The 21,677-nt window shown below is 59.2% G+C and carries 20 protein-coding genes; 13 read left to right on the top strand and 7 right to left on the bottom strand.

Annotated elements, in window-relative coordinates; translation table 11 throughout:
* The first annotated feature begins 2 nt into the window (after window positions 1–2).
* Both hemL and ACWJ62_RS18220 read left to right on the top strand, forming a co-directional pair.
* Window positions 3–1,283 (top strand): glutamate-1-semialdehyde 2,1-aminomutase, encoded by a 1,281-nt coding sequence (gene hemL, locus ACWJ62_RS18225; RefSeq protein ID WP_008173155.1) that lies wholly within the window; start codon window positions 3–5, stop codon window positions 1,281–1,283.
* Between the two features lie 327 nt (window positions 1,284–1,610).
* Window positions 1,611–2,531: a lipase family alpha/beta hydrolase gene (locus ACWJ62_RS18220; protein WP_449287466.1), complete on the top strand. Its 921-nt coding sequence runs from the start codon at window positions 1,611–1,613 to the stop codon at window positions 2,529–2,531.
* A 34-nt stretch (window positions 2,532–2,565) separates the two neighbouring features.
* On the opposite strand, the gene ACWJ62_RS18215 is transcribed toward ACWJ62_RS18220, so the two are convergent.
* Genes ACWJ62_RS18215 through ACWJ62_RS18200 form a run of 4 tightly spaced genes read right to left on the bottom strand, consistent with a single transcriptional unit; the run spans window position 2,566 to window position 5,612 of the window.
* Window positions 2,566–3,888: a tetratricopeptide repeat protein gene (locus ACWJ62_RS18215; protein ID WP_449287465.1), complete on the bottom strand. Its 1,323-nt coding sequence runs from the start codon at window positions 3,886–3,888 to the stop codon at window positions 2,566–2,568.
* A 53-nt stretch (window positions 3,889–3,941) separates the two neighbouring features.
* Window positions 3,942–4,325 carry a hypothetical protein gene (locus tag ACWJ62_RS18210; RefSeq protein ID WP_449287464.1) on the bottom strand — a complete coding sequence of 128 codons (384 nt, stop codon included), beginning with the start codon at window positions 4,323–4,325 and terminating at the stop codon, window positions 3,942–3,944.
* Window positions 4,322–5,020, bottom strand: coding sequence for an anti-sigma factor family protein (locus tag ACWJ62_RS18205; protein WP_449287463.1), 699 nt, complete (start codon window positions 5,018–5,020; stop codon window positions 4,322–4,324). Before ACWJ62_RS18205 ends, ACWJ62_RS18210 begins: the two co-directional genes overlap by 4 nt.
* Before the next feature lie 4 nt (window positions 5,021–5,024).
* Complete coding sequence (locus tag ACWJ62_RS18200; RefSeq protein WP_449287462.1) at window positions 5,025–5,612, bottom strand: RNA polymerase sigma factor; 588 nt, start codon at window positions 5,610–5,612, stop codon at window positions 5,025–5,027.
* Between the two features lie 224 nt (window positions 5,613–5,836).
* Between ACWJ62_RS18200 and ACWJ62_RS18195 the strand changes: the two genes are divergently transcribed.
* Window positions 5,837–6,778 (top strand): DUF4382 domain-containing protein, encoded by a 942-nt coding sequence (locus tag ACWJ62_RS18195; RefSeq protein WP_449287461.1) that lies wholly within the window; start codon window positions 5,837–5,839, stop codon window positions 6,776–6,778.
* 58 nt (window positions 6,779–6,836) lie between these two features.
* Here the strand turns inward: ACWJ62_RS18195 and ACWJ62_RS18190 are convergent, their stop codons facing one another.
* Together ACWJ62_RS18190 and mrcB are read right to left on the bottom strand one after the other, a co-directional pair.
* Window positions 6,837–7,418, bottom strand: a complete 582-nt coding sequence (locus tag ACWJ62_RS18190; RefSeq protein WP_449287460.1) for a tetratricopeptide repeat protein — start codon at window positions 7,416–7,418, stop codon at window positions 6,837–6,839.
* A complete protein-coding gene (mrcB, locus tag ACWJ62_RS18185) occupies window positions 7,415–9,745 on the bottom strand; it encodes a penicillin-binding protein 1B (protein ID WP_449287459.1) in 2,331 nt (776 codons plus the stop codon). Before mrcB ends, ACWJ62_RS18190 begins: the two co-directional genes overlap by 4 nt.
* Window positions 9,746–9,902: 157 nt before the next feature.
* Between mrcB and ACWJ62_RS18180 the strand changes: the two genes are divergently transcribed.
* From ACWJ62_RS18180 to ACWJ62_RS18170, 3 genes are read left to right on the top strand one after another with little or no spacing between them, the layout of a single operon-like run.
* Entirely contained in the window at window positions 9,903–11,453 is a 1,551-nt protein-coding gene (locus ACWJ62_RS18180; protein ID WP_449287477.1) for a bifunctional aminoglycoside phosphotransferase/ATP-binding protein, read from the top strand.
* Between the two features lie 40 nt (window positions 11,454–11,493).
* Window positions 11,494–11,862 carry a pentapeptide repeat-containing protein gene (locus ACWJ62_RS18175; RefSeq protein ID WP_014575923.1) on the top strand — a complete coding sequence of 123 codons (369 nt, stop codon included), beginning with the start codon at window positions 11,494–11,496 and terminating at the stop codon, window positions 11,860–11,862.
* Window positions 11,859–12,230: a Rieske (2Fe-2S) protein gene (locus ACWJ62_RS18170; RefSeq protein WP_449287458.1), complete on the top strand. Its 372-nt coding sequence runs from the start codon at window positions 11,859–11,861 to the stop codon at window positions 12,228–12,230. Before ACWJ62_RS18175 ends, ACWJ62_RS18170 begins: the two co-directional genes overlap by 4 nt.
* Here the strand turns inward: ACWJ62_RS18170 and sfsA are convergent.
* Complete coding sequence (gene sfsA, locus ACWJ62_RS18165; protein ID WP_449287457.1) at window positions 12,214–12,945, bottom strand: DNA/RNA nuclease SfsA; 732 nt, start codon at window positions 12,943–12,945, stop codon at window positions 12,214–12,216. The two genes, ACWJ62_RS18170 and sfsA, sit on opposite strands and share 17 nt — an antisense overlap.
* Window positions 12,946–13,124: 179 nt before the next feature.
* On the opposite strand from sfsA, the gene dksA reads away from it, so the two are divergent.
* The 7 genes from dksA (at window position 13,125) to folK (ending at window position 21,621) form a co-directional block, all read left to right on the top strand.
* Complete coding sequence (dksA, locus tag ACWJ62_RS18160) at window positions 13,125–13,565, top strand: RNA polymerase-binding protein DksA (protein ID WP_008173182.1); 441 nt, start codon at window positions 13,125–13,127, stop codon at window positions 13,563–13,565.
* Window positions 13,566–13,626: 61 nt separating this feature from the next.
* Window positions 13,627–14,499 carry a tRNA glutamyl-Q(34) synthetase GluQRS gene (gene gluQRS, locus ACWJ62_RS18155; protein WP_449287456.1) on the top strand — a complete coding sequence of 291 codons (873 nt, stop codon included), beginning with the start codon at window positions 13,627–13,629 and terminating at the stop codon, window positions 14,497–14,499.
* A 50-nt stretch (window positions 14,500–14,549) separates the two neighbouring features.
* Window positions 14,550–14,726: a hypothetical protein gene (locus tag ACWJ62_RS18150; RefSeq protein WP_048497702.1), complete on the top strand. Its 177-nt coding sequence runs from the start codon at window positions 14,550–14,552 to the stop codon at window positions 14,724–14,726.
* A complete protein-coding gene (locus ACWJ62_RS18145; protein WP_449287455.1) occupies window positions 14,716–17,679 on the top strand; it encodes an ATP-binding protein in 2,964 nt (987 codons plus the stop codon). Before ACWJ62_RS18150 ends, ACWJ62_RS18145 begins: the two co-directional genes overlap by 11 nt.
* 7 nt (window positions 17,680–17,686) lie before the next feature.
* Window positions 17,687–19,090: a sigma-54-dependent transcriptional regulator gene (locus ACWJ62_RS18140; RefSeq protein WP_449287454.1), complete on the top strand. Its 1,404-nt coding sequence runs from the start codon at window positions 17,687–17,689 to the stop codon at window positions 19,088–19,090.
* A 669-nt stretch (window positions 19,091–19,759) separates the two neighbouring features.
* Window positions 19,760–21,124 carry a polynucleotide adenylyltransferase PcnB gene (pcnB, locus tag ACWJ62_RS18135; protein WP_449287453.1) on the top strand — a complete coding sequence of 455 codons (1,365 nt, stop codon included), beginning with the start codon at window positions 19,760–19,762 and terminating at the stop codon, window positions 21,122–21,124.
* Window positions 21,124–21,621 carry a 2-amino-4-hydroxy-6-hydroxymethyldihydropteridine diphosphokinase gene (gene folK / locus ACWJ62_RS18130; RefSeq protein ID WP_449287452.1) on the top strand — a complete coding sequence of 166 codons (498 nt, stop codon included), beginning with the start codon at window positions 21,124–21,126 and terminating at the stop codon, window positions 21,619–21,621. Before pcnB ends, folK begins: the two co-directional genes overlap by 1 nt.
* Window positions 21,622–21,677: the final 56 nt, after the last annotated feature.

The raw sequence follows: 21,677 nt of genomic DNA, 5'->3' as shown, positions 1-21,677 counted from the left end.
CCATGACGCACTCCGAAACCCTGTTCGAGCAGGCCCAGAAATACATCCCCGGTGGCGTGAACTCCCCGGTGCGGGCCTTTCGAGGCGTTGGCGGCACGCCGATTTTCTTCAAGCACGCCCAGGGTGCCTATCTGTACGACGAAGACGATCAGCGCTACATCGATTACATCGGCTCCTGGGGCCCCATGATTCTTGGTCACGGTGACCAGCGCATCAAGGACGCCCTGCATGCGCAGGTTGATCTGGGCGTTGGCTACGGTGCCCCCACGGCCCTCGAAACCGAGATGGCCAAGAAAGTGTGCGAACTGGTGCCATCCATCGAACTGGTCCGAATGGTGAATTCCGGTACCGAGGCCACCATGAGCACTGTCCGTCTGGCCAGGGGCTACACCGGTCGCGACAAGATCGTGAAATTCGAAGGCTGCTATCATGGCCACGTGGATTCACTGCTGGTAAAAGCAGGCTCCGGGGCTCTCACCCTGGGCGTGCCAAACTCCCCTGGCATCCCCGCCAGCCTGGCCGAGCACACCATCACGCTGACCTATAACGATATGGACAGCGTTCGGGAATGCTTCCGGGAAATGGGCGACCAGATCGCTGCCATTATCGTTGAGCCGGTCGCTGGTAATATGAACTGTATCCCGCCGGTCCCCGGCTTCCTCGAGGGGTTGCGGGAAGTGTGCGACGAGCACGGCACCGTGCTGATCTTCGACGAAGTAATGACCGGGTTCCGGGTTTCCCTCGGCGGCGCGCAGGGGCTGTATGGCGTAACCCCGGACCTCACCGCACTGGGCAAAGTGATTGGTGGCGGGCTTCCGGTCGGCGCCTTTGGCGGCAAACGGGAAATCATGGAGCACATCTCACCGCTGGGACCGGTTTACCAGGCAGGCACTCTAAGCGGTAACCCCCTGGCCATGTGCGCCGGCCTGACGACCCTGAATGCGATTTCCGAACCCGGTTTCCACGACCGGCTGACCGAGAAAACCAATGCCGTTCGCGACGGCCTGAAGGAAGCCGCTGATGCCACCGGCATCCCGTTGACGGTCCAGAGTGCCGGGGCCATGTTCGGGTTCTTCTTCACCGAGGAAAGCTCTGTTACCCGCTTTGACCAGGTGATGGGCTGCGATGTCGAGCGCTTCAAGAAGTTCTTCCAGGGCATGCTTAAAGAAGGCGTATATCTGGCACCATCCGCCTTTGAGGCAGGCTTTACGACAGCGGCACTGTCCGAACAGGACATCGCCGATACGGTAGCGGCGGCCAAAAAAGTCATGGCCACGCTCTGATATTTCCGCTGTCCCCATCGCTGCCCCGCAGGTCGGAACATGTCCTGCGGGGCCACCCATGTGATGGGCATCACACTTCCACGGCGAACACCCCTGCCTGGCCTCTTGTGCCGTTGACTTACTATCCCGACTGATCAAATGTTGATCTAATCTCTACCGAGATGCTCTGACGGCACCAATCTAACAAACACAAGAATCAAGTCAGCGCACGGAAGCACTCGGTCTGCCAACAGGCAGATGCAGTACGAGCAGGAAGTCTCTGGAGCAACCCGTTAGGTTGAGCCGCAGTTTGAATAACAAACACAACATCAAACTGTAGGAACGACAATGAAACTCTGGATCCAAGCAATGGCCCTGGCCCTGAGTGTGGCCTGGTCTGCCCCCTCCGCCGCGTGGTGGTGGAACTCTACCCCTTCAAACTATACGGATACTCGCTACCCGGTTGTGCTGGTGCATGGCATGTTCGGCTTTGATTCCATTGCCGGCGTGGACTACTGGTACGGCGTCGCCGAGGATCTCCGCAAATACGGCGCCGATGTCTACACCACCCAGGTGCCCGCCCTGGACAGCACCATTGCTCGCGGCGAAGCCCTGCTGCCGCAGGTACAGGCCATCGCCGCGGTGCACGGTAAAGTCAATCTGATTGGCCACAGCCACGGCGGCCCCACGGCGCGCTACATAGCAAGGGTGCGGCCAGACCTCGTTGCCTCGGTGACGTCCGTCGGCTCGCCACATAAAGGTTCACCGGTCGCAGACCTAATCTACGGCTCTCCCGCGGAAAGCCTTGCCGCCAACCTGGGTAATGCATTGGGTGGTCTGATCGATTTGCTCTCCGGCGGCGGCTACAACCAGGACCTGCGCTCCAGCCTGGAATCCCTCACCACACAGGGCAGCGCCGAATTCAACAACTTTGCCCCTGCCGGCATTCCAACCACCGCTTGCGGTGAAGGCGCCTACTCGGCTAACGGCGTACGCTTCTACTCTTGGGGTGGCACTGGTGTTCTGACCAACGTACTGGATCCGTCCGACGCGTTGTTGGGCACCACCAGCCTCGCCTTCGGCTTCAGCCAGAATGACGGCCTGGTGGGCCGCTGCAGCAGCCGGTTTGGCAAGGTTATCCGCGACAACTATTTCATGAACCACCTGGACGAGGTGAATCAGGCGCTGGGCCTGCATAGCCTCTTCGAGACAGACCCGAAAGCCGTTTTCAAACAACACGCCAACCGGCTGAGGAACGCCGGACTGTAATTGATAGCTGGCCTTCTGGCTTTGCATTGCAGTGCTAGAAGGCCCCTTCCAGGGTCAACATCAGCGTCTGGCGCTGATAATCATACTGCGACAGGCTGCTTCTGTTGTCACGAAACAACCACTCTCCCCGCACCAGCCAGCTGCTGTCCAGGGGCTTCTCCGCCAGCAATCCAATCTCCAGACGGTTATCTTTTCTGCGACCGCTCTCGCCTTCCCCGGCCACCAACTGGTGAGCGTCCCGGTACCGACTATGGCGAACAGAGCCCGTTGTTCCGAATACGATATCTGGCCGCCAGCGATAGCGACCGGCAAACTCCAGGGAATGGTGGGTAGGCGAGACACTGACAAACTCATCGGCTGTCTGCAGATCCCGCCGGTCGTTGATTTCAAGGGAATACGCGCCGTCAAATCGCCAGAAGCCGAGGTACTTCCGCGCATGGATACGTGCTCGGTACCACTGGCCATCATAGGCTTCGAAGCCGGAGCCACCGTTAACAGTGGCCGCTGCCAGGGATACGCCACATTGGTCAGGTGCCAACGGCAAGGAACACTGGCGCCAGCGATAAAACCCTTCCAATCCGTATCGCGTTTCAAGGGACTGGCTATCAAACCAGGATTTTGCTATCGACAACAGCACACCACGCTCACCGTCAGCCAGAGTCTCGGACAAGGCTACCCGCCCCTGTAAAACCTGGGTGTCGTATTGTTCATAGGACGGATGCTCACGGGAGTAGGCAGCGGCCTCCAGGGCGAACCGGGCGCGGCTGGCCACTGTCTGTGCATAGGTTCCGGCAGCCAATGCTTCGAGAAAGACGCCACCCTGACTGGATGCGGCATCATCGGGCAGGCCGGCAATGTTCGAGTCGTATCCACCGGTGATGCCCAGATAACCATCCATTAAAGGTTCGCTGTGCTGTGGCCGAATATCGCTTCCCAGTTTGTCCAACTGGGCGCGGGCCAACGCCCGGATTTTTTCGGTTTCGCTCACTACCCATGCCTGTTCAAACCAGTGGCGGGCTTTGACGAAATCCTCCCGGGCGAGCGCCACGAGACCGAGGTTGTAGCGCGCCAGGGCGCCATTGGCCCCATCAAGCAACACCCGAAACGCCGATTCAGCCTCAGAATAATCGCCAAGCTGATAGCACGTAACGCCGAGGTTGTAGAAGAGGGATGGAGATGACAGTCCAGCCGCAGCGGCACGCTGGAAGCGCTCTTTCGCGGCACTCAGATCGCCGGCTTCAAAGGCTTCAACACCGGCACGAAAATCGTCCATGCCTGCAGCTGTCTGAGCCGCGTGAAGGCCCACTGTAGGCATCAACAAAACGATCAGTAACAGGGCTCGCCAGAATACCAGCAAAAAGATCTCTCCGGATTAATCCACGGAAGGCAGAACCGATTGACTATCCGGCTTCAGCGATCCAGCCCTGGCGCATCCGGCATCTCTGGGCGTTCCGGCCGCTCAGGGCGCTCTGGCAACTGGGGTTTGCCTTTGATCAGTTCCCGGGATTCCCTGGCTTTTTCGGACATGGATTCACCGAACTCTCGCCCCCTTTCCCGGGCCTCGCTGGCCGCATCCGCTCCCCGGGAGCCGGACTGGCCTGGGCCTTCAGGTCTTTCCAGAGTGCGAGGCAATTCGATTTCCCGTACAACCGAATCGGTGAGCTCTGCGTCGTCAGTCACCATTCGCATGGTAACATCGAGGTCGTCATTAGCCAGTGCTGTCGACGAAATCCAGAACCCAACCATCAGCATTCCGGCCAGCCTCGCGCTCACTGGAAACCTGTCACCTGTCATGATTCGGGATCCTCGACCTGACGTTGTGGATACTCGGGAATCGGAGCCCGAAAGGTTTTCTGTCGATCTCCGGTGTCCAGTCGGGCCACTAACTCACCAGCACCGGGGAAGAGGAGTTTCAGAGGCAGCGACAAGACGTTCTCCCCGGCATTCAGGCTTACCTTCCAGCTAAGCTCACGATGCCCTGGCCAGGAGGCCAGTTCCACGTTAGGAGGCAGCTCGAGGGTAAGCGTAACGTTTTCCAGGGCCTCGCCGGAACGGAAGGCAAGACGCACGGTTTTCTCAACCGGCGCAGCAATGCCGGAGGCCGAGTTTTCAGCGGCATTTTCCGGCGACGCGACAACAGGCTCGGTGGTGTCAGTCACACTATCAGGCTGAAACAGCAAACCCAGACCAAGACCCAGTACCAGAGCCGCTGCAATAGCGCCACCCAATGCCCCGTGACTCCATCCAGACTTCGGACTGGTTCCGCCTCGGGCAGAGGACAAGACACGGCTGTAAAAATCAGGGGAAGGAGCGGGAACGCTGAATTGTTCCTGCAACGCCCGGGTCAGAGCACGCTCCGAGGCAAGCCTCTCGCTGCATGCCGGGCAGGCGGCAACATGCTCCTGCACGCGGTCACGGGCGGGGGCGGCAAGCTCATCGTTGATGTAGGCGGGTAGATCCACCCGGATTTCGTTGCAGGACATAGTCATCACCTCATTCCCCCACACGTCCGGCCGGCTTGATTGGTTCCAGCTCCCGCTGCAATTTCTTTCGCAGGGCCGCGCGACATCGATGCAGGCGCGATTTTACGGTTCCCAGCGGAATATCCAGCACCTCCGCGATGTCTTCCTGGCGCCAGCCGTCGACATCATGCAGGAGCATCAGGGTTCGCTGATCCGGCGTCAGGGTCATCATCACTCGATCCAACGCCGGCCCAAGGCGGGCCTGCTCCAGTTGCAGATCCGGCCCTATGCTGTCCGATTCGAGACTGTCCAGCCAGTCAGCCTGGCTTTCAGTGCCGACCAACTCGGTCAACGGGCGGTCGCCCTGGCGATTTTTGCGCCGAACCTGGTCAATAAACTGCCTGTAGAGCACCCGATTCAGCCAGGGCCGGAGCTGATCAACGCTTTCCAGCTCATCAAGTTTTGGAAATAGCTTGACCACGACGTCCTGAACGAGGTCCTCGGCATCCTGTTGCTGACCCGCCAAACGGTAAGCAAAACGGTACATCGCGTCCAGATGAGGCTGCACCAGAGCATCGAAACGCCGGGACCTGGAGGGCTTGAAAGGGAAGATTGCCAAAACCGTTGTTTACCTGCGTGGGTTCATGCCAGCGGCGCAGTCTATATCAAGTCGCCGTGCCGATGCATTTGCCGAGTTCCCGATCTGCCGATTCAACGATTGCCCGGACATTAGGGAACGTTAACAAAATTTCCGGAACTCTGCCCTCCACCGCAGCGTGATGGTGGAGTCAGGTAGCGATGTTGCTTCGCTATGATTCCAGCAAATAAACCTTGGAGGTTTATATGAAACGTTCGGTACAACTTCTTGCCATTTCGACTCTCGCCGCGGGCATGGCGGCCTGTGGTGGCAGTGGCGGCGACAGTGACAGCTCAGCCTCTTCAGGGACGGGCACGGTGTCCTTCGGCATTACCGACGCCCCGGCCATGGACCTGAGCAATGTCACCATTGCGTTCACCGAAATTCGTCTGAAACCCTTGAACGGTCAGTGGGTGGAGTTTCCTCTCGAGGGATTCGAACAGGTAAACCTGCTGGATCTCCAGGGTGGCCTGAGCGAACCACTGATTACAGACGAGGAGGTTCCTGCCGGCACCTACACCGAACTGCGCCTGATTGTCGACACGGACAACTCCTTCGTGAAGCTCGAATCCACAGGTGACAGCGAGTACTCACTGGCAGTGCCCTCTGGGGAGCAAAGTGGCCTCAAGCTGAAAGGCGATTTCCTGGTGGCCGCAGACACAACCACCAATTTCACCATCGACTTTGACGTGCGCAAGTCGATAGTCAACCCGCAGGGTAATGCCCTGGCCGATTATATGCTGAAACCGTCCCTGAGACTGGTCAATAACCTTGAGGTTGGCTCTATCAGTGGTGAGGTGGACGTCGCCCAAATCACTTCCACTCGTATGGCGGATGAAACTCTGGCTGACTGTCAGTACGAGGGCGCTGTGTACGTCTTCTCCGGTGAGAATGCCGAAACCTCGGATCTGAACGTAAACAACGAGGAAGGCAACCCTCTCATGATTGTACCCGTTCAGCTCGACGATGAATCAAGCCTCTACAGCTACACGGCAGCATTCCTGCCGGAGGGTAATTACACCATCAGTTACAGCTGCCAGGAGGATAACAACGAGCTGGATGACAACCTCGACTTCGAGGGAACCCAGAGCCTTGAGGTTGTTGCCAACCAGACAACCGAAGCCGCGCTGATTCCTCTCGTCGAATAAGCCTCTGTCCAGGCAGGCGGTCGCTGAACAACAGGGACCGCCTGCTGGCAAAACAGAGTTACAGTGCGGAGGCTCTTGCCTCCGCCTGATCCGCACCTGCCACATTACCTCGAGCCCGGCGAATATCCGCCAGCAGAAGCCAGCCCGCTCGCTGAAGCCGTGTATCAGTACCCGCCAGCGACAACCCCTTCAGTGTGAACTGCTCCGCAGAGCCCAGCTGATTACCCGCCACATAGGCCTCGGACAGCTTGAAATACACCTCGGCAGATCGGGGAGCAATCCGCTGTGCGCGCTCGAGGCGCGCAATAGCGCCGGATACGTTACCTTGGGCCAACAGCTGATCGGCCTCACGTACCAGGCTCAGCGCCGCCGGCGAGAGCCCATCCCCGGTTTCCCGATAGCTGGGGGAACTTGAACGGGACGGTTCCCGGGTTTCCGGAGCCGCCTCTGGCTGTTCGCTCTTGCGCCATACCGGGGCTTCGCTTTCTTCGCTATCAGTGCTGGTTCTGGGTGGTTCGGGCGCCTTGGCCGGCTCACTGCCGATCGGCACGTAGATTCCGCCTCCTGGCCCGGAGGCACAACCAGCCACTGACAGCAGCGTGGCGATCAGGGCAGCCCTTAACGACATTCGGTCAATCATTGAAACAGTCCTTCAAACCAACCCCGGATTCGGCGTTCCAGATTTCCGGAGCATGAAATTGTGTGCGTGGGTTCACTGCCAGCAATGTAGGGCAACAGCCGGGCATTGTCGCAGTATTCGTCTGTCAGTGCCTGCCGCTCCGAATTCACCCAGTGATAACTGACTCCGTCGGGTACCACCGGCGAGAAGCCGTGCTGGGGAACCTGCGCCATAAACCTCGACCACACCGGCAGAGCGCCACTGGCCCCGGTCAGTGATGTGGGCCCGTTATCATCCCGCCCAACCCAGGCCACCGCAAGCAGGTCGCCACTGAACCCGGCAAACCAGGAATCCCGGCCATCGTCGGTGGTGCCGGTCTTGCCGGCAAGACTCAGCTCTTGAGGCACGGTGTAGTATGCAGAGCGTCCCGTCCCCTCCTGCATGGTTTCCTGCATGGCGTATTGCACCAGGTGCACGGCGGCGGGATCAGCCACCTGCTCAACCTCAAGACTGTAGCGGGATAACGCCTCACCGCCAGCATCGGTCACTTCCCGGATCGTACGCAGAGGGGTGTTGAAGCCGGATGTCGCCAACCCCTGATAGATCTGCGCCACCGTCACCGGGCTCATGGAAACCGAGCCCAGAAGCATCGACGGGTAACGGGAAATCGGAGTATCAACGCCGAACGCCGTCAGCCTCTCCCGCACCTGATCCACCCCGATATCCAGCCCGACGCGAACGGCAGGCAGGTTGTAAGAGTGTGACAGGGCCTTGTGCAGGGGTACTTCGCCCCGCTCCTCGCCATCGTAGTTCTTGGGCTGCCAGCGTTTGCCATCGTCGAATTCCAGGGTGAAACTCTTGTCCAGCACCGGTGTGGTCAAGGTATACCTCTCCGGCTCCTGCAACGCCGACAGATAGATAAACGGCTTGATCAACGACCCGATGGGACGGTTGGCATCCAGTGCCCGATTGAACCCGGCAAATTGCGGGTCCCGCCCACCCACCAGTGCCAGCACCTCTCCGGAATCCTTCGCCGTTACCACCAGAGTGGCTTCCAGCGCCTCGGCATTCTGCCCACCACCCAACTTCGGAAGGGTATCGGTTACCGCATACTCTGCCGCGTACTGGATCGCCGGGTTCAGGGTCGTGAAAACCCGCAAACCTTCACTGCGCAGATCCTCTTCCTTGTAATCGCGGGCAAGGTGTCGCCGGACCAGATCGATATAGGCCGGGTACCGATTTTCCGAATACGACGGGCGCTCACTGACGCCCAGCGGCAATCCACGGGCCCTGGACGCGCGACCCGGCTCAATGAGGCCGGCCTGTTCCATTTCAGAAATCACCAGATTCCGCCGCTCGGTTGCGCGCTCTGGGTGGCGGCGCGGATTGTAGTAACTGGGGCCTTTGACCATGCCCACCAGCAAAGCGATCTGGTGCACGTCCAGATCCTTGAGGGATTCGCCAAAATAGAACTGGCTGGCAAGACCGAAACCATGAATGCTGCGTGTACCGGCTTGTCCGAGGTAGACCTCGTTCAGATAGGTTTCGAGGATATCGTCTTTTTCATAGTGCAACTCCAGGAGCACCGACATCAGGGCTTCGTTGGCCTTTCTCACCAGCGTCTGCTCGCGAGTCAGGAAGAAGTTTTTCACCAGCTGCTGGGTCAGCGTGCTGCCACCCTGAACGATGCGCCCGGCCTGGATGTTGGCAAGCATGGCCCGGCCAATAGAGAGTGGCGCAATGCCGAAATGATCGTAGAAATTACGATCCTCCACCGCCATCAGAGTGGTGGGTAACAGGGCCGGTACTTCGTCCAACTGGACCAGCACCCGGTCCTCCTTGTGCGCCGGGTAGATACCGCCAATCTGAGCCGGCTCTAGCCTCACAATCGCGGCATTATCGCCTTCAATCACCGAAAAGCCCTGAACCCGATCGCCAGAAATCATCAATGAGATCCTGCGCCTGGGTTCATCGCCGTCCGGGAACGAAAAGCCCCGGGTACTGATAACAAAGCGATTTCCCGAGCGCTGGTAACTGCCGGACTTCCTGCCGTCACCCTTGCGGAAACCGGAGAGGCTCAGCTCCCTCTCCAGGGCACCGGCACTGACGCTGGCACCGTCGAAAAGCTCCAGCGGGCGCGCGTATACCCGGGACGGAACTTCAAAGCGCCGGCCTTCGAAACGGGAGGTCACTACGGCATCGAGATAAACCATCCACCCAGCCAGCAAAACGAGACCGATGGCACACAACCGGAACATAAAACGCCAGAACCACGGCCGGCGACCGTTGTTGGAGGAACGTCGGGAGGGCTTTCGTCTGGGGCTGGAAGATGCTTTGGATTTTTTCATGGCGCGATTATAACGAAGGGAGCGGTGGGTAAGGCAGGCCAACCGTGTGTTATTTCTGTAATCTGCCCGTTATGATAGGGCAAGAAAAATCAATGGGTTCAGGGAACGCGAGGAGAACACGGTGAGTGAGACATCCCCAGGCAATCTGATTCTGTCCATGCAGGATCCAGACCTGTACGACCATCCTGTCGATGGCTTTCAGGTTATCGAAACTCACATCTCTCAGGTTATCCTGACCGGTGACTACGCCTACAAGATCAAGAAGCCCATGGATTTCGGCTTCCTGAACTTCTCCACCCTCGATCGCCGGAAACATTTCTGCGAGGAGGAGCTGAGACTCAATCGACGGCTGGCCGAAAAACTGTATCTGGAAGTTGTGCCCATCTCTGGCACGCCGGAAAACCCGATCCTCGGTGGCGAGGGCGAAGCCTTCGAATATGCCATCAAAATGCGCCAGTTCGGCCAGGAACATCTCTTCGATCATTTACAGGAGCAGGGAGGGTTGGCCCCCGAACCGCTGACAGACCTGGCCCGCCAGGTCGCTGCCTTTCACGACCAGTTGCCGCCCGTGCCCGATGAAAAACCGCATGGAACGCCAGAGGCGGTGTTTTCCGCCATGCAGGAGAATTTTGACCAGATCCGCCCGATGATTGACGACCCGGATCTGCTCATGCAGCTGGATAACCTCCAGGCCTGGACCGAATCCACCTTCGAGCGGCACCGGGAGCTGATTGCACACCGCCGCGCCAGCGGCATGGTCCGGGAGTGCCATGGCGACCTCCATCTGGCCAACATCACCCGCTTCGAGGGCGAGGTGACCGTCTTTGATTGCATCGAATTCAACGAACCGTTCCGCTGGATAGATGTCATCAACGATCTCGCGTTCCTTCTGATGGATCTCGAATCCCGTGGGGAAAACGCCCTGGCCAATCAGGTGCTCAATTCTTACCTGGAATACCGGGATGACTTCGAGGCACTGCCGTTACTGCCGCTCTACAAGGCGTACCGCGCCATGGTCCGCGCCAAGATCGCCCTGTTCACTATGGGCAACCCCGGAATCACTGACGCCGAAAAGGCCGACCTGATGCAGCGCTATCGCGATTACGCCCAGTTGGCGGAGGATTACGGCACTATTCCCAACCACTACCTGCTGGCAACCACCGGCCTGTCCGCCAGCGGCAAGACCTGCGTCAGCGCCGCCATGGCAAACGAGCTGGGGCTGATACGCCTGCGTTCCGATGTCGAGCGCAAGCGCCTGCATGGGCTGGCTCCGCTGGAAAGCTCGCGCTCACCGACCGGTGGCAACCTGTACACCGAGGAAGCAACAGAGAAAACCTATCAGCGGCTGGCCGAGCTTGCCAGTCACGTTCTGGCAGCCGGTTTCCCGGTGATTGTGGACGCCGCCAGCCTGAAACAGAAAGAGCGGGCGCTGCTGACATCCATAGCCGAAGATCAGGGTGTACCCTTTGCCCTTATTCATTGCGAGGCGCCGGAAGATCTGCGCCGGGAATGGATCCGCAACCGCACGGGCGATGCCTCCGAGGCAACCGAGGAATTGCTGGACGCCCAGCAAACCTGGTTTGAACCGTTAACCACGGAAGAGAAGAGCCACACCATCCACCTGCACACTGATCAGGAGCATGTGGCAGAGGCGGTGGCCGACCGGATCCGTCAACATCTGGGCATCCCTGGCGGCAAGGCCGACTAAGAACAACAACTGGCTCCCACTGGCGAGCGCGAGGTTCGATATGGACGATAAAAGCGAACACGAAGTACATCAGATCAGCCACCCGCTCTACGATATTCTTCGTAGCGAGGACATGCAGGCGTTCAATGCTGAAAAGGCAAAGCTCGCAGAGCTCCCCAGTTTCGCCCATGGCGATTTCCGGGGGCTGGATCTGAGAGGAATGGATGCCAAGGGACTGGATTTCCGCCACGCCTACTTCCGGGGCGCCGACCTTCGGGGCGTGGACTTCTCGAAGTCCAGGATGGAAGGCTCCAGCATTGCCAGCGCCAAGATTTCCGGCTGCTATTTTCCGCACCGCCTGGACGCAGACGAGATTGTCATGTCCCTGAATCACGGGACCCGCATGCGATACACGATTTTGCCGAAATGAGCAGCAACCCGCGCCCCTGGCAGCCCGTCTGTCCTGCATCTGAGTTGACAGCGGGCCAGTTCGTCGAATTCCGGCTTCGGGAGAAGGCCCGGGAGCCGGCAGGCATGCCGCTAACCGGATTCCTGTTTCTGGACGGTGGCGCGCCCCGCGCCTACCTGAATATCTGCCCGCATCTGGGCGTTGAACTGAACTGGATGCCCGGCCGGTTCATGGATTCCGACAACCTGTTTATCCAGTGTTCGACCCACGGCGCCCTGTTCAAGCCCGCCGACGGGGAATGCATTGCCGGGCCCTGCCAGGGCGATGCTCTCACTCAGTTGGACTTGCGGGAGCGGGACGGCCAGATCGAGATCAGACTTCCAGAATAACGGGCACCGATTCGGTTAGAGTCAACACACCTGTTGGCGTACCGTCGCTCTCACTCAAATCGGCACGATAGGCAATCACTTCCACGCCAGCATCGCAGGCCTCCCGCAGCAACTCACCGTATTTCCGATCGATATGGTCCGCCGGGCGAACGGTTTGAATGCCGGTGTGATTCACCACGAAAAACAGCACCGCGCGATCGCCCTGCTGGACCTGGGCAATCAGTTCTCGCAGGTGCTTCTGGCCGCGCTCGGTCACCGCATCGGGGAAAAAACCCTGAGCATCTTCCGCCAGCGTGACATTCTTGACCTCCACCCAGGCATCGGCCGCGGTGTCATGGCCGGAAAGCAGCAGGTCGATCCGGCTTTTCTCCGAACCATACTTAACCTCGGCGCGGCACTCGGAATAACCGGCCAACTCAACGACGGTGCCGGCCTGCACGGCCTCCCGGGCCTGACTGTTAGGCCGAGCGGTGTTCACACAGGCCAGTTGCCCGGGCGACGTTTCCACCAGCTCCCAGGTGTACTGGAGTTTGCGCTTGGGGTTATCACTCCGGCTGAGCCAGACCCGAGCATCCTCTGGCTGACAGCCCAGCATGGAGCCGGTGTTCGGGCAGTGGGCGGTTACCTCCGAGCCATCCGGCAGCCGTACGTCTGCCAGAAAGCGTTTGTACCGGCGGATAAGCCGGCCTTCAACCAACGGTTCTGGAAACTTCATGTGATCTCCATACAAAAGTCGATGTCACAAGGCTGGCACCCCCGTGACTAATCTGCTATTTTCCGCAAATTCCCGTTTCAGGACGAATGCTTCATCCAGGGTATAACCGCGCAGCCACGGGGGCTCACGCGGAGGGAAGCAAACCGTTCTTGTGAAGTACAAACAAGAGGCCGGGTTCAATGGCAACGACTGCAGAACAACCACGCGAACGTTTTACCAACTTCACCCCCTATGAAATGAAGAAGGGTGAAGAGTACATGAGTGCGGAAATGCTCCAGCACTTCAAAGATCTGCTGCTGCAATGGAAGCAGGAGCTGATGGAAGAAGTCGACCGCACCATGCACCACATGCAGGAAGACGCCGCAAATTACGCGGATCCCAGCGATCGCGCAACCCAGGAAGAAGAGTTCAGCCTGGAACTGCGCACCCGTGACCGGGAGCGGAAACTGATCAAAAAGATTGACCAGACCATCGACCGCATCGACAAAGACGACTATGGCTTCTGCGATCAGTGTGGCGTGGAAATCGGTATCCGCCGTCTGGAAGCGCGTCCGACAGCCACCCTGTGCATCGATTGCAAGACACTGGCTGAGATTCGCGAACGCCAGACCGGCATCTGAGCCCACCACTCAACAGCTGCCGGCTGGGACTTTTTCCAGCCCCGCCGGCTGACTGACCGCCATGAACAATCCTTCGTATCGGGGGCGCTTTGCGCCCTCGCCGACCGGCCCACTGCATTTCGGCTCCCTGGTTACCGCACTTGCCAGCTTTCTGGAAGCCCGAAGTCAGGGCGGCCAGTGGTTTATCCGCGTTGAAGATCTGGATCCTTTGAGAGAACCGCCGGAAGCGACCGGCCAGATCATTGCCAGTCTTGACGCCCACGGACTGTTTCCCGACGAGCCGGTGCGCTTTCAATCCAGACGTCACGACGCCTATCAGCACGCCGTTAACCGGCTGCTCGAAAGCGGCTACGCTTATCGTTGCCAGTGCTCGCGCAAGGAGTTGCAGGCCAACGAGGGGCGCCACCCGAACCACTGCCGCGGTTGCACAGAAATGGACGGTGCCCGGCCATTCGCAATTCGCTTTGCCCTCGAAGACGAGGACTGCCACTGGCAGGACCAGCTGTTGGGGCCACAACACCAGACGGTGCAAGCAGAGCTTGACGATCCGGTCATCCTCCGCAAGGAGGGGTTCTACGCCTATCAGCTGGCGGTGGTGGTCGATGACATTGATCAGGGCATCACGGACGTGGTGCGCGGCTCGGATCTGCTCGACATGACGGCGCAGCAGCAACAGATTTATCGGGCTCTGGGCGCTCTTCCTCCACGGTGGCTGCACATCCCGGTCATACTCAACGAGCAGGGTCAGAAACTCAGCAAGCAGACCCATGCGCCAGCTCTTGATGACGACAAGCCTGTCGACAACCTGTTCGGGGCGCTTATTGCCCTTGGCCAGAACCCGCCTGCCGACCTTGCCAACGGTTCGCTGGATTCGCTGTTGGAGTGGGGCCGGAGCAACTGGCAACGGGGCGCCATCCACCTGACATCCCGGTGAGGGACATGGTATAAAGCCCTTCTCACACCTCAGCGCGGATAGCATGCCTGATGTATATCTACCGTCTGGTCTTCCTGTTGGTACTGGCCATCTATATCTTTTCGCCCAACATCCTTGACTGGTGGACTTCGCCGGGAAACGTCTGGTATAGCCCCTACATTATCTGGGCCGGGCTGATTGCCATCGGTTTCTGGCTTGAATGGCGGCGGGACCCCAATGAGTTTTAGTCCCTCCGGCCTGCTGCTCGCCAGCCTCCTGTATCTGATTCTGCTGTTCGGAATTGCCTGGTTCACCGAAAAAGGCATGGTCCCCCGGCGCTGGGTACGCCACCCCCTGGTTTATGTGCTTAGCCTGGGCGTATATGCCGGCATATGGGCGGTCTACGGCGCGGTTGGTATGGCCGCCGAATCCGGCTACGGCTTTCTGGCCTACTATCTCGGCATCAGCGGCGCTTTCCTGCTGGCCCCGGTGCTTCTGAACCCGGTCATGAGGATCGGACGCGCCTATCAGCTCACGTCCCTCGCCGATCTGTTTGCCTATCGCTACCGAAGCCAGTGGGCTGGCACCCTGGTCACTCTCTGCTCCGGCGGGGCCATTCTGGCCTTGCTGAGCATGCAGATACAGGCCGTCGCCACCTCTGCCAGCATCCTCGCGCCGGACACGTCGCCTGCGGTGATCAGCGTGATGTTCAGCATGATCGTGGTGCTTTTCGCCATGCTTTTCGGGGCAAGGCGCGACCAGAACTCGGAAAATCATCAGGGGCTGGTGCTGGCCATCGCTTTTGATTCGCTGGTAAAACTTGTGGCATTGCTGGTGCTCGGGGGCGTCATTCTCTTCGGGGTCTTTGACGGCATGAGCGGACTGGAAAGCTGGCTCGACAACCGGACGTCGCCAGCCACTACCATGACCCTGAGCATTGACGACGGCAGTTGGCGGGCACTGATGCTGATGTCCTTTGCCGGCGCTCTGGTGCTGCCGCACATGTATCACATGACCTTCAGCGAAAACCCCTCACCCAAGGCCCTGGCAAAAGCCAGCTGGGGCCTGCCACTTTACCTGTTGCTGCTCGGCCTGCCGGTGCCCCTGATTCTCTGGGGCGGCCAGGAGCTGGCGGTGACCACAGGGCCCGGATTCTTTGCCATCGGGGCAGCCCAGGCTATGGAAAGCCCGGCACTTACACTGCTGATGTACATTGCCGGCCTGTCAGCGGCCAGCGGCCTAATGATCGTCAGCACCCTGGCACTGGCGGGCATGGCCCTGAACCACGTGGTGTTGCCCCTGAAAACCCCGAAAGACCAGGGCGATATCTATCGGTGGCTGCAGTGGATCAAGCGCCTGCTCATCGCCGTGATCATTTTCCTGGCGCTGCTGTTTCATGAAGTTGTGGGCAAAAACCTCGACCTGTCCATTCTGGGCGCAATTTCCCTATCCGGCACCTTGCAACTGCTGCCCGGCGCCCTGGGCGTGATTTACTGGCCCGAGGGCAATCGCCGCGGCCTGATCGCCGGTCTGATTGTCGGGCTGGCCATCTGGGTGGTAACGCTGGTGCTGCCGTTCTCGCACACGGCTAATCTGCTGGCCTGGCTGGATGCGCCACTGATACCGGATTACAGCAACTGGCATATCTTCACGTTCGTCAGCCTGACCGCAAACATTACCGTATTTGCGCTGATTTCCATCCTCAGCACCAGCACCAGTGAAGAGAACAGCGCAGCGCAAGCCTGCTCACTGGGCGCGCTATCGCGACCCCAACGCCGTGAATTGCTGGCCACCTCCTCCAGCGACTTTGTTCGGCAGTTGGCGGAGCCCCTTGGCTATGGTGTCGCACGGAGGGAAATTGAGCGGGCTCTGGGCCAGCTGAAGCTACCGAATGTGGAGTACCGTCCATACCAGCTCAGGCGACTGCGGGACCAGGTAGAAATAAACCTGTCCGGCCTGCTCGGCCCCTCCGTGGCCCGGGACATGGTCAAACGCCATCTCGGCTTCAAGCCCATGGCCCAGGGCGGCACCGCCCAGGACATTCGATATGTGGAGCGCGCCCTCGGCGACTACCAGAACCGATTGACCGGCCTGGCTGGCGAGCTGGACAACCTGCGGCGCCATTACCGCCAAACGCTGCAAAACCTGCCGATTCCCGCCTGTTCCGTGGGCGAAGACGGTGAAATTCTCATGTGGAACCACGCCATGGAGGCGCTCACCGGCATTACCGCCGACGATGTGGTCGGTGCCAGGCTGATGGCACTGCCCGAACATTGGCACCTGCTGCTTGATGACTTCAACCGTGGCCCGGACCTGCATCGTTACAAGCACCGGCTGGATCTGCGTGGCAAACCCCACTGGCTGAACCTTCACAAAGCGGCCCTGAGCGGACCGGACCACACCGAAGGTGGCAGCATTATCCTGGTGGAGGACCAAACTGAAACGCGGCTGCTTGAGGACGAACTGATGCACAGCGAACGGCTGGCATCCGTGGGAAGGCTCGCGGCCGGTGTCGCCCACGAGATCGGAAACCCCGTCACCGGTATTTCCTCCCTGGCCCAGAACCTGAAACTGGAAACCGACAACCCGGACATCCTGGACACTGCTGACCAGATCCAGCAGCAGACCCGGCGAATCTCTACCATCCTGCAGTCGCTGATGAACTTTGCCCGCACCGGCAATCACGCCCAGGCCAACCGATACGAGCCGGTAACGATTCACCGCTGCGTTGAAGAGTCGATCAACCTGCTGTCTCTCAGCGACAAGGGTCTGGGCATTCACTATGTCAACGACTGCCCACCCTCTTTGCAGGTGCTGGGAGATGAGCAGCGCCTTGTGCAGGTATTCGTCAACCTGCTGGCCAACGCCCGCGATGCGTCACCGGAAGGCGGCACCATCCGGGTCAGTGGAAAGGGCGATGGCTACTCCGCTATCATCGAGGTGGTTGATGAGGGCTCCGGCATTCCCGGAGATCAACTCGATCATATCTTCGAGCCGTTTTACACCACCAAGGCCCCCAACAAGGGAACCGGTCTTGGCCTTTCGCTGGTGTACAGCATTATTGAAGAGCACTATGGCAACGTTCAGGTGGAAAGCCCGGCTAATGCCGACACCGGCCGCGGAACCTGCGTGAGGCTGAGATTGCCAGCCTACGAACCGGAAACCGGCACTATTGCCATCAGCCAGAACCAAAGGTCTTGAGACTGTTATGCCTCGCATTCTGATCGTGGAAGACGAAGACATTATTCGCTCGGCAGTGCGCAAACTGTTGCTGCATGCCGGCTATGAGGTCGCCGATGCTGCCTCCGTTGAGGAAGCCGAACAGAACCACGAACCCGATCAATTCGATCTGATCATTTCCGACCTGCGCCTGCCGGGCGCAGCGGGCACCGAACTGATCAATCGCGCACCCAACACGCCCGTGCTGATTATGACCAGCTACGCCAGCCTCCGATCAGCGGTGGACTCCATGAAAATGGGCGCCGTTGAGTACATCGCCAAACCGTTTGATCACGATGAAATGCTGGCTGCGGTCGAAAACATTCTGGCCCGGAAACCCGCCGGCCGGAACTCGGGTGACGACTCGGCGCCAGCCCTGGAAACGCCGGAAAGCAGCGATCCTGCCAACATCATGTTCGGCCAGTGTGAGCCGATGCAGCGGGTGTTCACTCTGATCCGTAAAGTGGCACCGACAGAAACCACTGTTTTGATCCAGGGCGAATCAGGAACCGGCAAGGAGTTGGCGGCCCGTGCCCTGCACCTGCTCAGCCCCCGCGCCGCCAAGCCGCTGATTTCGGTGAACTGCGCGGCCATCCCCGAAAGCCTGATTGAATCGGAACTGTTCGGCCATGAAAAAGGCGCTTTCACCGGTGCGGTATCGGCAAGGACCGGCCTGATCGAGGCCGCAGATGGCGGCAGCCTGTTTCTGGACGAAATCGGCGAACTGCCGGCCGAAGCCCAGGCGCGTCTGCTGCGGGTTCTGCAAGAAAGCGAGATCCGGAAAGTCGGCTCCACCCAGAGCCGCACCGTCAACGTGCGGATGATTGCCGCCACCCACCGAAACCTCAAGGCCATGACGCGCACCGGGGAATTCCGTGAAGACCTGTACTACCGGTTGAACGTCATGCAGATTCGTATCCCGCCCCTACGTGAGCGCCAGAGCGATATTCTGGGCCTGGCCGGCCGCTTCCTGAAGCGCCAGGGCGAGAGGATGGGCAAACCCGATCTCAATCTCAGCCCCGAGGCCATGCGCGCCCTCGAACGCCATCGCTGGCCGGGAAACGTACGGGAACTGGAAAACGCCATCGAGCGCGCAACCATTCTGTGTGACCGGGACGTGATCACGCCCTCATTGCTGGACCTGGACAGCGAAGGCAGCGACGAATACATCCCCGAGACCCTCGTGGACGGCAATAACGAGCAGACACATACCCGGGAGGTGGACGCGTCCAACGATCTCTCCCTCGAAGATTACTTCCAGCATTTTGTTCTCGAGAACCAGGACCGCATGAGCGAGACGGAACTGGCCCAGAAACTTGGCATCAGCCGAAAATCGCTCTGGGAACGTCGCCAGCGTCTCGGTATCCCCCGGAAAAAATCCTCGGGCAACTGAGTCCGGCATAATATGAACCCGGACTCAGTTGTTACCCCATGTTCCTGTCGGTAACACTCCTCACGGAAGTAACGTGACCTCAGTAACACTTAGGTTGAATACGGGGTAACACTTATGGCCTACAAAATCGTAAGACTCTGTTAATAAACGAAATTTAAAAACTGGCACATGGACTGCAACCTATTTGGCGCACAACAACAAAAACAAGAGTGACAAAGCAGCGCCAACAACAAGAACAAAAAGCTGCAGAGAACGTTCGGTAACAAAAACAACAACAGAACGTGAGCGAACTGAGTGTTTTGGGTACTTTGCTTTTTAGTGGTCCCACGGCACGTGCGAGTTGTAGATGTAGAGAAGAATCACCTTGGAGGTGACGCTGCAGCTACTCCAAACCCGCCCGATGTCTCTGACTGCTCTGTGTATTCAAAGCTTTCCGTTTGCACTGCTGAGATGCCCCTTAATGGGGATATGCAGTGGGGTACAAAAACCAAGAAAAATCCCGGCAAAAACAAAAACAATGCAGATCGTCAACGCTTTGAGGGCGGATTCGTGAGAACGGATCCGCCTTTTGATTTTCTGGGCTCCGGAAGGTAATCCACGGCAAACGTGTGCAAATCCTGCTCAAACCGTTAAACTCTCGGTTTTTGCTCATCGCAACCACGGATTTCAATGCCTAAACGACTCGTCGATAAACTCCGTTCCTTCATGCCCGGCAACGGAAAAAAGAAAGCCCGCACCTACCAGCGACGGGAAATCCCCCGGGACCAACATAACGTCTCACGCTCGGTGATCAGCGAGCCTGCCAAGAAAGTTCTGCATCGTCTGAACAAGTCAGGCTATGAAGCCTACCTTGTAGGAGGCGGCGTCAGAGACATCCTGCTGGGTGGGAAGCCCAAGGATTTTGACATTGCAACCAATGCCACACCGGAGGAAGTTCACGATCTGTTCCGCAACTCCCGGTTGATCGGACGGCGGTTCCGGATTGTCCACGTGGTGTTTGGCCGTGAAGTGATTGAGGTGACGACCTTCCGGGGCAACGCCACGGAAGCCGATACCGACACCGATGATGACGATCGCAGGACCAGTGAACACGGCCTGCTTCTGCGCGACAATGTGTACGGCAACCAGGAAGAAGACGCCCTGCGTCGGGACTTTACCGTCAATGCCCTGTACTACTGCATCCGCGACTTCACCGTTATTGATTTCGCCAACGGCATCGAGGATCTACGCAACCGACAGCTGCGCCTGATCGGCGATCCGGAGACCCGCTACCGGGAGGACCCGGTACGCATGCTCCGCGCCATCCGCTTTGCCGCCAAGCTCGACTTCGACATTGAGCCCGAGACTGAGGCCCCCATCGGGGAACTGGCGCCACTCTTAACCCACATCCCGCCGGCTCGCCTGTTTGAGGAAGTACTCAAACTGTTTTCCGCAGGCCAGGGCGAAGCCACTTACGACCTGTTGACCCGTTACAACCTGCTGGAACCCTTGTTTCCAGAGACGGTCAGGGCCATTGAGAACGGCGAGCCGGACGAGCTCATTCGCCAGGCCCTGAGAAATACGGATGCCCGGATTGCCCAGGGCAAATCGGTCACGCCTTACTTCCTGTTTGCCGCCATGCTCTGGCCGGCACTCCAGTCGGAATGGCATCGCAGGCAGGACAACGGTGATCCAGTCCAGCCGGCACTGCACGGAGCCATCGGCAAGGTGATTGGCCGCCAGGTACAGGCAACCTCCATTCCGAAGCGCTTCTCAGGGCCCATGAAAGAGATCTGGGAACTCCAGATGCGCCTGCCCCGTCGGCAGGGCAAGCGGGCCTTTGCCACCATGACACACCCCAGATTCAGGGCCGCTTACGATTTCCTGCTGGTTCGCGAAGCGTCTGGCGAGATTGAACCCGGGCTTGGCCAATGGTGGACCGAGTTCCAGGCGGAGGACGAGCGGGGGCAGGAACGGATGCTCTCTCAACTGAGCACCGATGCCCCAAAAAAGCGTCGTCGCCGCCGCAAACCGGTCAAACGCCCCGCCCAGTAATGATGACAGACGCCTTTATCGGTCTTGGCAGCAACCTGAAAGACCCAGCTGCCCAACTGGCCCGGGCAGTCTCCGCCCTGGCCAACCTGCCGGAAACGGTTCTGGTGGCCCAATCGCCGTTTTATGCCAGCCGCCCGGTCGGCCCCCAGGACCAGCCGGACTTCGTCAACGGTGCGGTGTGGCTGAGGACATCCCTGCCACCACACCAACTGCTTGACGAACTGCAGAGCATCGAACAGAAGCATGGCCGGGAACGGCTCATACACTGGGGCCCCCGCACGCTCGATCTGGACATACTGCTCTACGACGAACAGGTCCTCGACGATGAGCGCCTCACCATCCCCCATCGGGAGCTTCGGAACCGGGACTTTGCAATCCAGCCCCTGCTGGACCTGAAGGCCGACCTGACTCTGCCTGACGGCACCCCCATTGCCGAACTGCGCCGCCAATGCCCCGACAACGGCTTGCGCAAGCTTCCACCGGCGGATTACCCTTAACACTTCAATGCCGATACCCCGGCACGCCCAGGCCCATCCACCCAAAAGGCAAGGAT

Source organism: Marinobacter sp. PE14 (genome assembly GCF_053566155.1).
The sequence above is the reverse complement of the archived record's forward strand: the minus strand, read 5'-3'. Positions and strand labels throughout refer to the sequence as shown.

Excerpts from the sequence above, each read along its gene's own strand:
- ACWJ62_RS18190 (WP_449287460.1), bottom strand. The coding sequence starts at position 7,418 with ATGATTGACCGAATGTCGTTAAGGGCTGCCCTGATCGCCACGCTGCTG.
- ACWJ62_RS18210 (WP_449287464.1), bottom strand. The coding sequence starts at position 4,325 with ATGACAGGTGACAGGTTTCCAGTGAGCGCGAGGCTGGCCGGAATGCTG.
- ACWJ62_RS18170 (WP_449287458.1), top strand. The coding sequence starts at position 11,859 with ATGAGCAGCAACCCGCGCCCCTGGCAGCCCGTCTGTCCTGCATCTGAG.
- pcnB (WP_449287453.1), top strand. The coding sequence starts at position 19,760 with ATGCCTAAACGACTCGTCGATAAACTCCGTTCCTTCATGCCCGGCAAC.
- ACWJ62_RS18150 (WP_048497702.1), top strand. The coding sequence starts at position 14,550 with ATGTATATCTACCGTCTGGTCTTCCTGTTGGTACTGGCCATCTATATC.
- ACWJ62_RS18220 (WP_449287466.1), top strand. The coding sequence starts at position 1,611 with ATGAAACTCTGGATCCAAGCAATGGCCCTGGCCCTGAGTGTGGCCTGG.
- hemL (WP_008173155.1), top strand. The coding sequence starts at position 3 with ATGACGCACTCCGAAACCCTGTTCGAGCAGGCCCAGAAATACATCCCC.
- mrcB (WP_449287459.1), bottom strand. The coding sequence starts at position 9,745 with ATGAAAAAATCCAAAGCATCTTCCAGCCCCAGACGAAAGCCCTCCCGA.
- sfsA (WP_449287457.1), bottom strand. The coding sequence starts at position 12,945 with ATGAAGTTTCCAGAACCGTTGGTTGAAGGCCGGCTTATCCGCCGGTAC.
- ACWJ62_RS18145 (WP_449287455.1), top strand. The coding sequence starts at position 14,716 with ATGAGTTTTAGTCCCTCCGGCCTGCTGCTCGCCAGCCTCCTGTATCTG.
- dksA (WP_008173182.1), top strand. The coding sequence starts at position 13,125 with ATGGCAACGACTGCAGAACAACCACGCGAACGTTTTACCAACTTCACC.
- ACWJ62_RS18195 (WP_449287461.1), top strand. The coding sequence starts at position 5,837 with ATGAAACGTTCGGTACAACTTCTTGCCATTTCGACTCTCGCCGCGGGC.
- folK (WP_449287452.1), top strand. The coding sequence starts at position 21,124 with ATGATGACAGACGCCTTTATCGGTCTTGGCAGCAACCTGAAAGACCCA.
- ACWJ62_RS18175 (WP_014575923.1), top strand. The coding sequence starts at position 11,494 with ATGGACGATAAAAGCGAACACGAAGTACATCAGATCAGCCACCCGCTC.
- ACWJ62_RS18140 (WP_449287454.1), top strand. The coding sequence starts at position 17,687 with ATGCCTCGCATTCTGATCGTGGAAGACGAAGACATTATTCGCTCGGCA.
- ACWJ62_RS18205 (WP_449287463.1), bottom strand. The coding sequence starts at position 5,020 with ATGACTATGTCCTGCAACGAAATCCGGGTGGATCTACCCGCCTACATC.
- ACWJ62_RS18180 (WP_449287477.1), top strand. The coding sequence starts at position 9,903 with ATGCAGGATCCAGACCTGTACGACCATCCTGTCGATGGCTTTCAGGTT.
- gluQRS (WP_449287456.1), top strand. The coding sequence starts at position 13,627 with ATGAACAATCCTTCGTATCGGGGGCGCTTTGCGCCCTCGCCGACCGGC.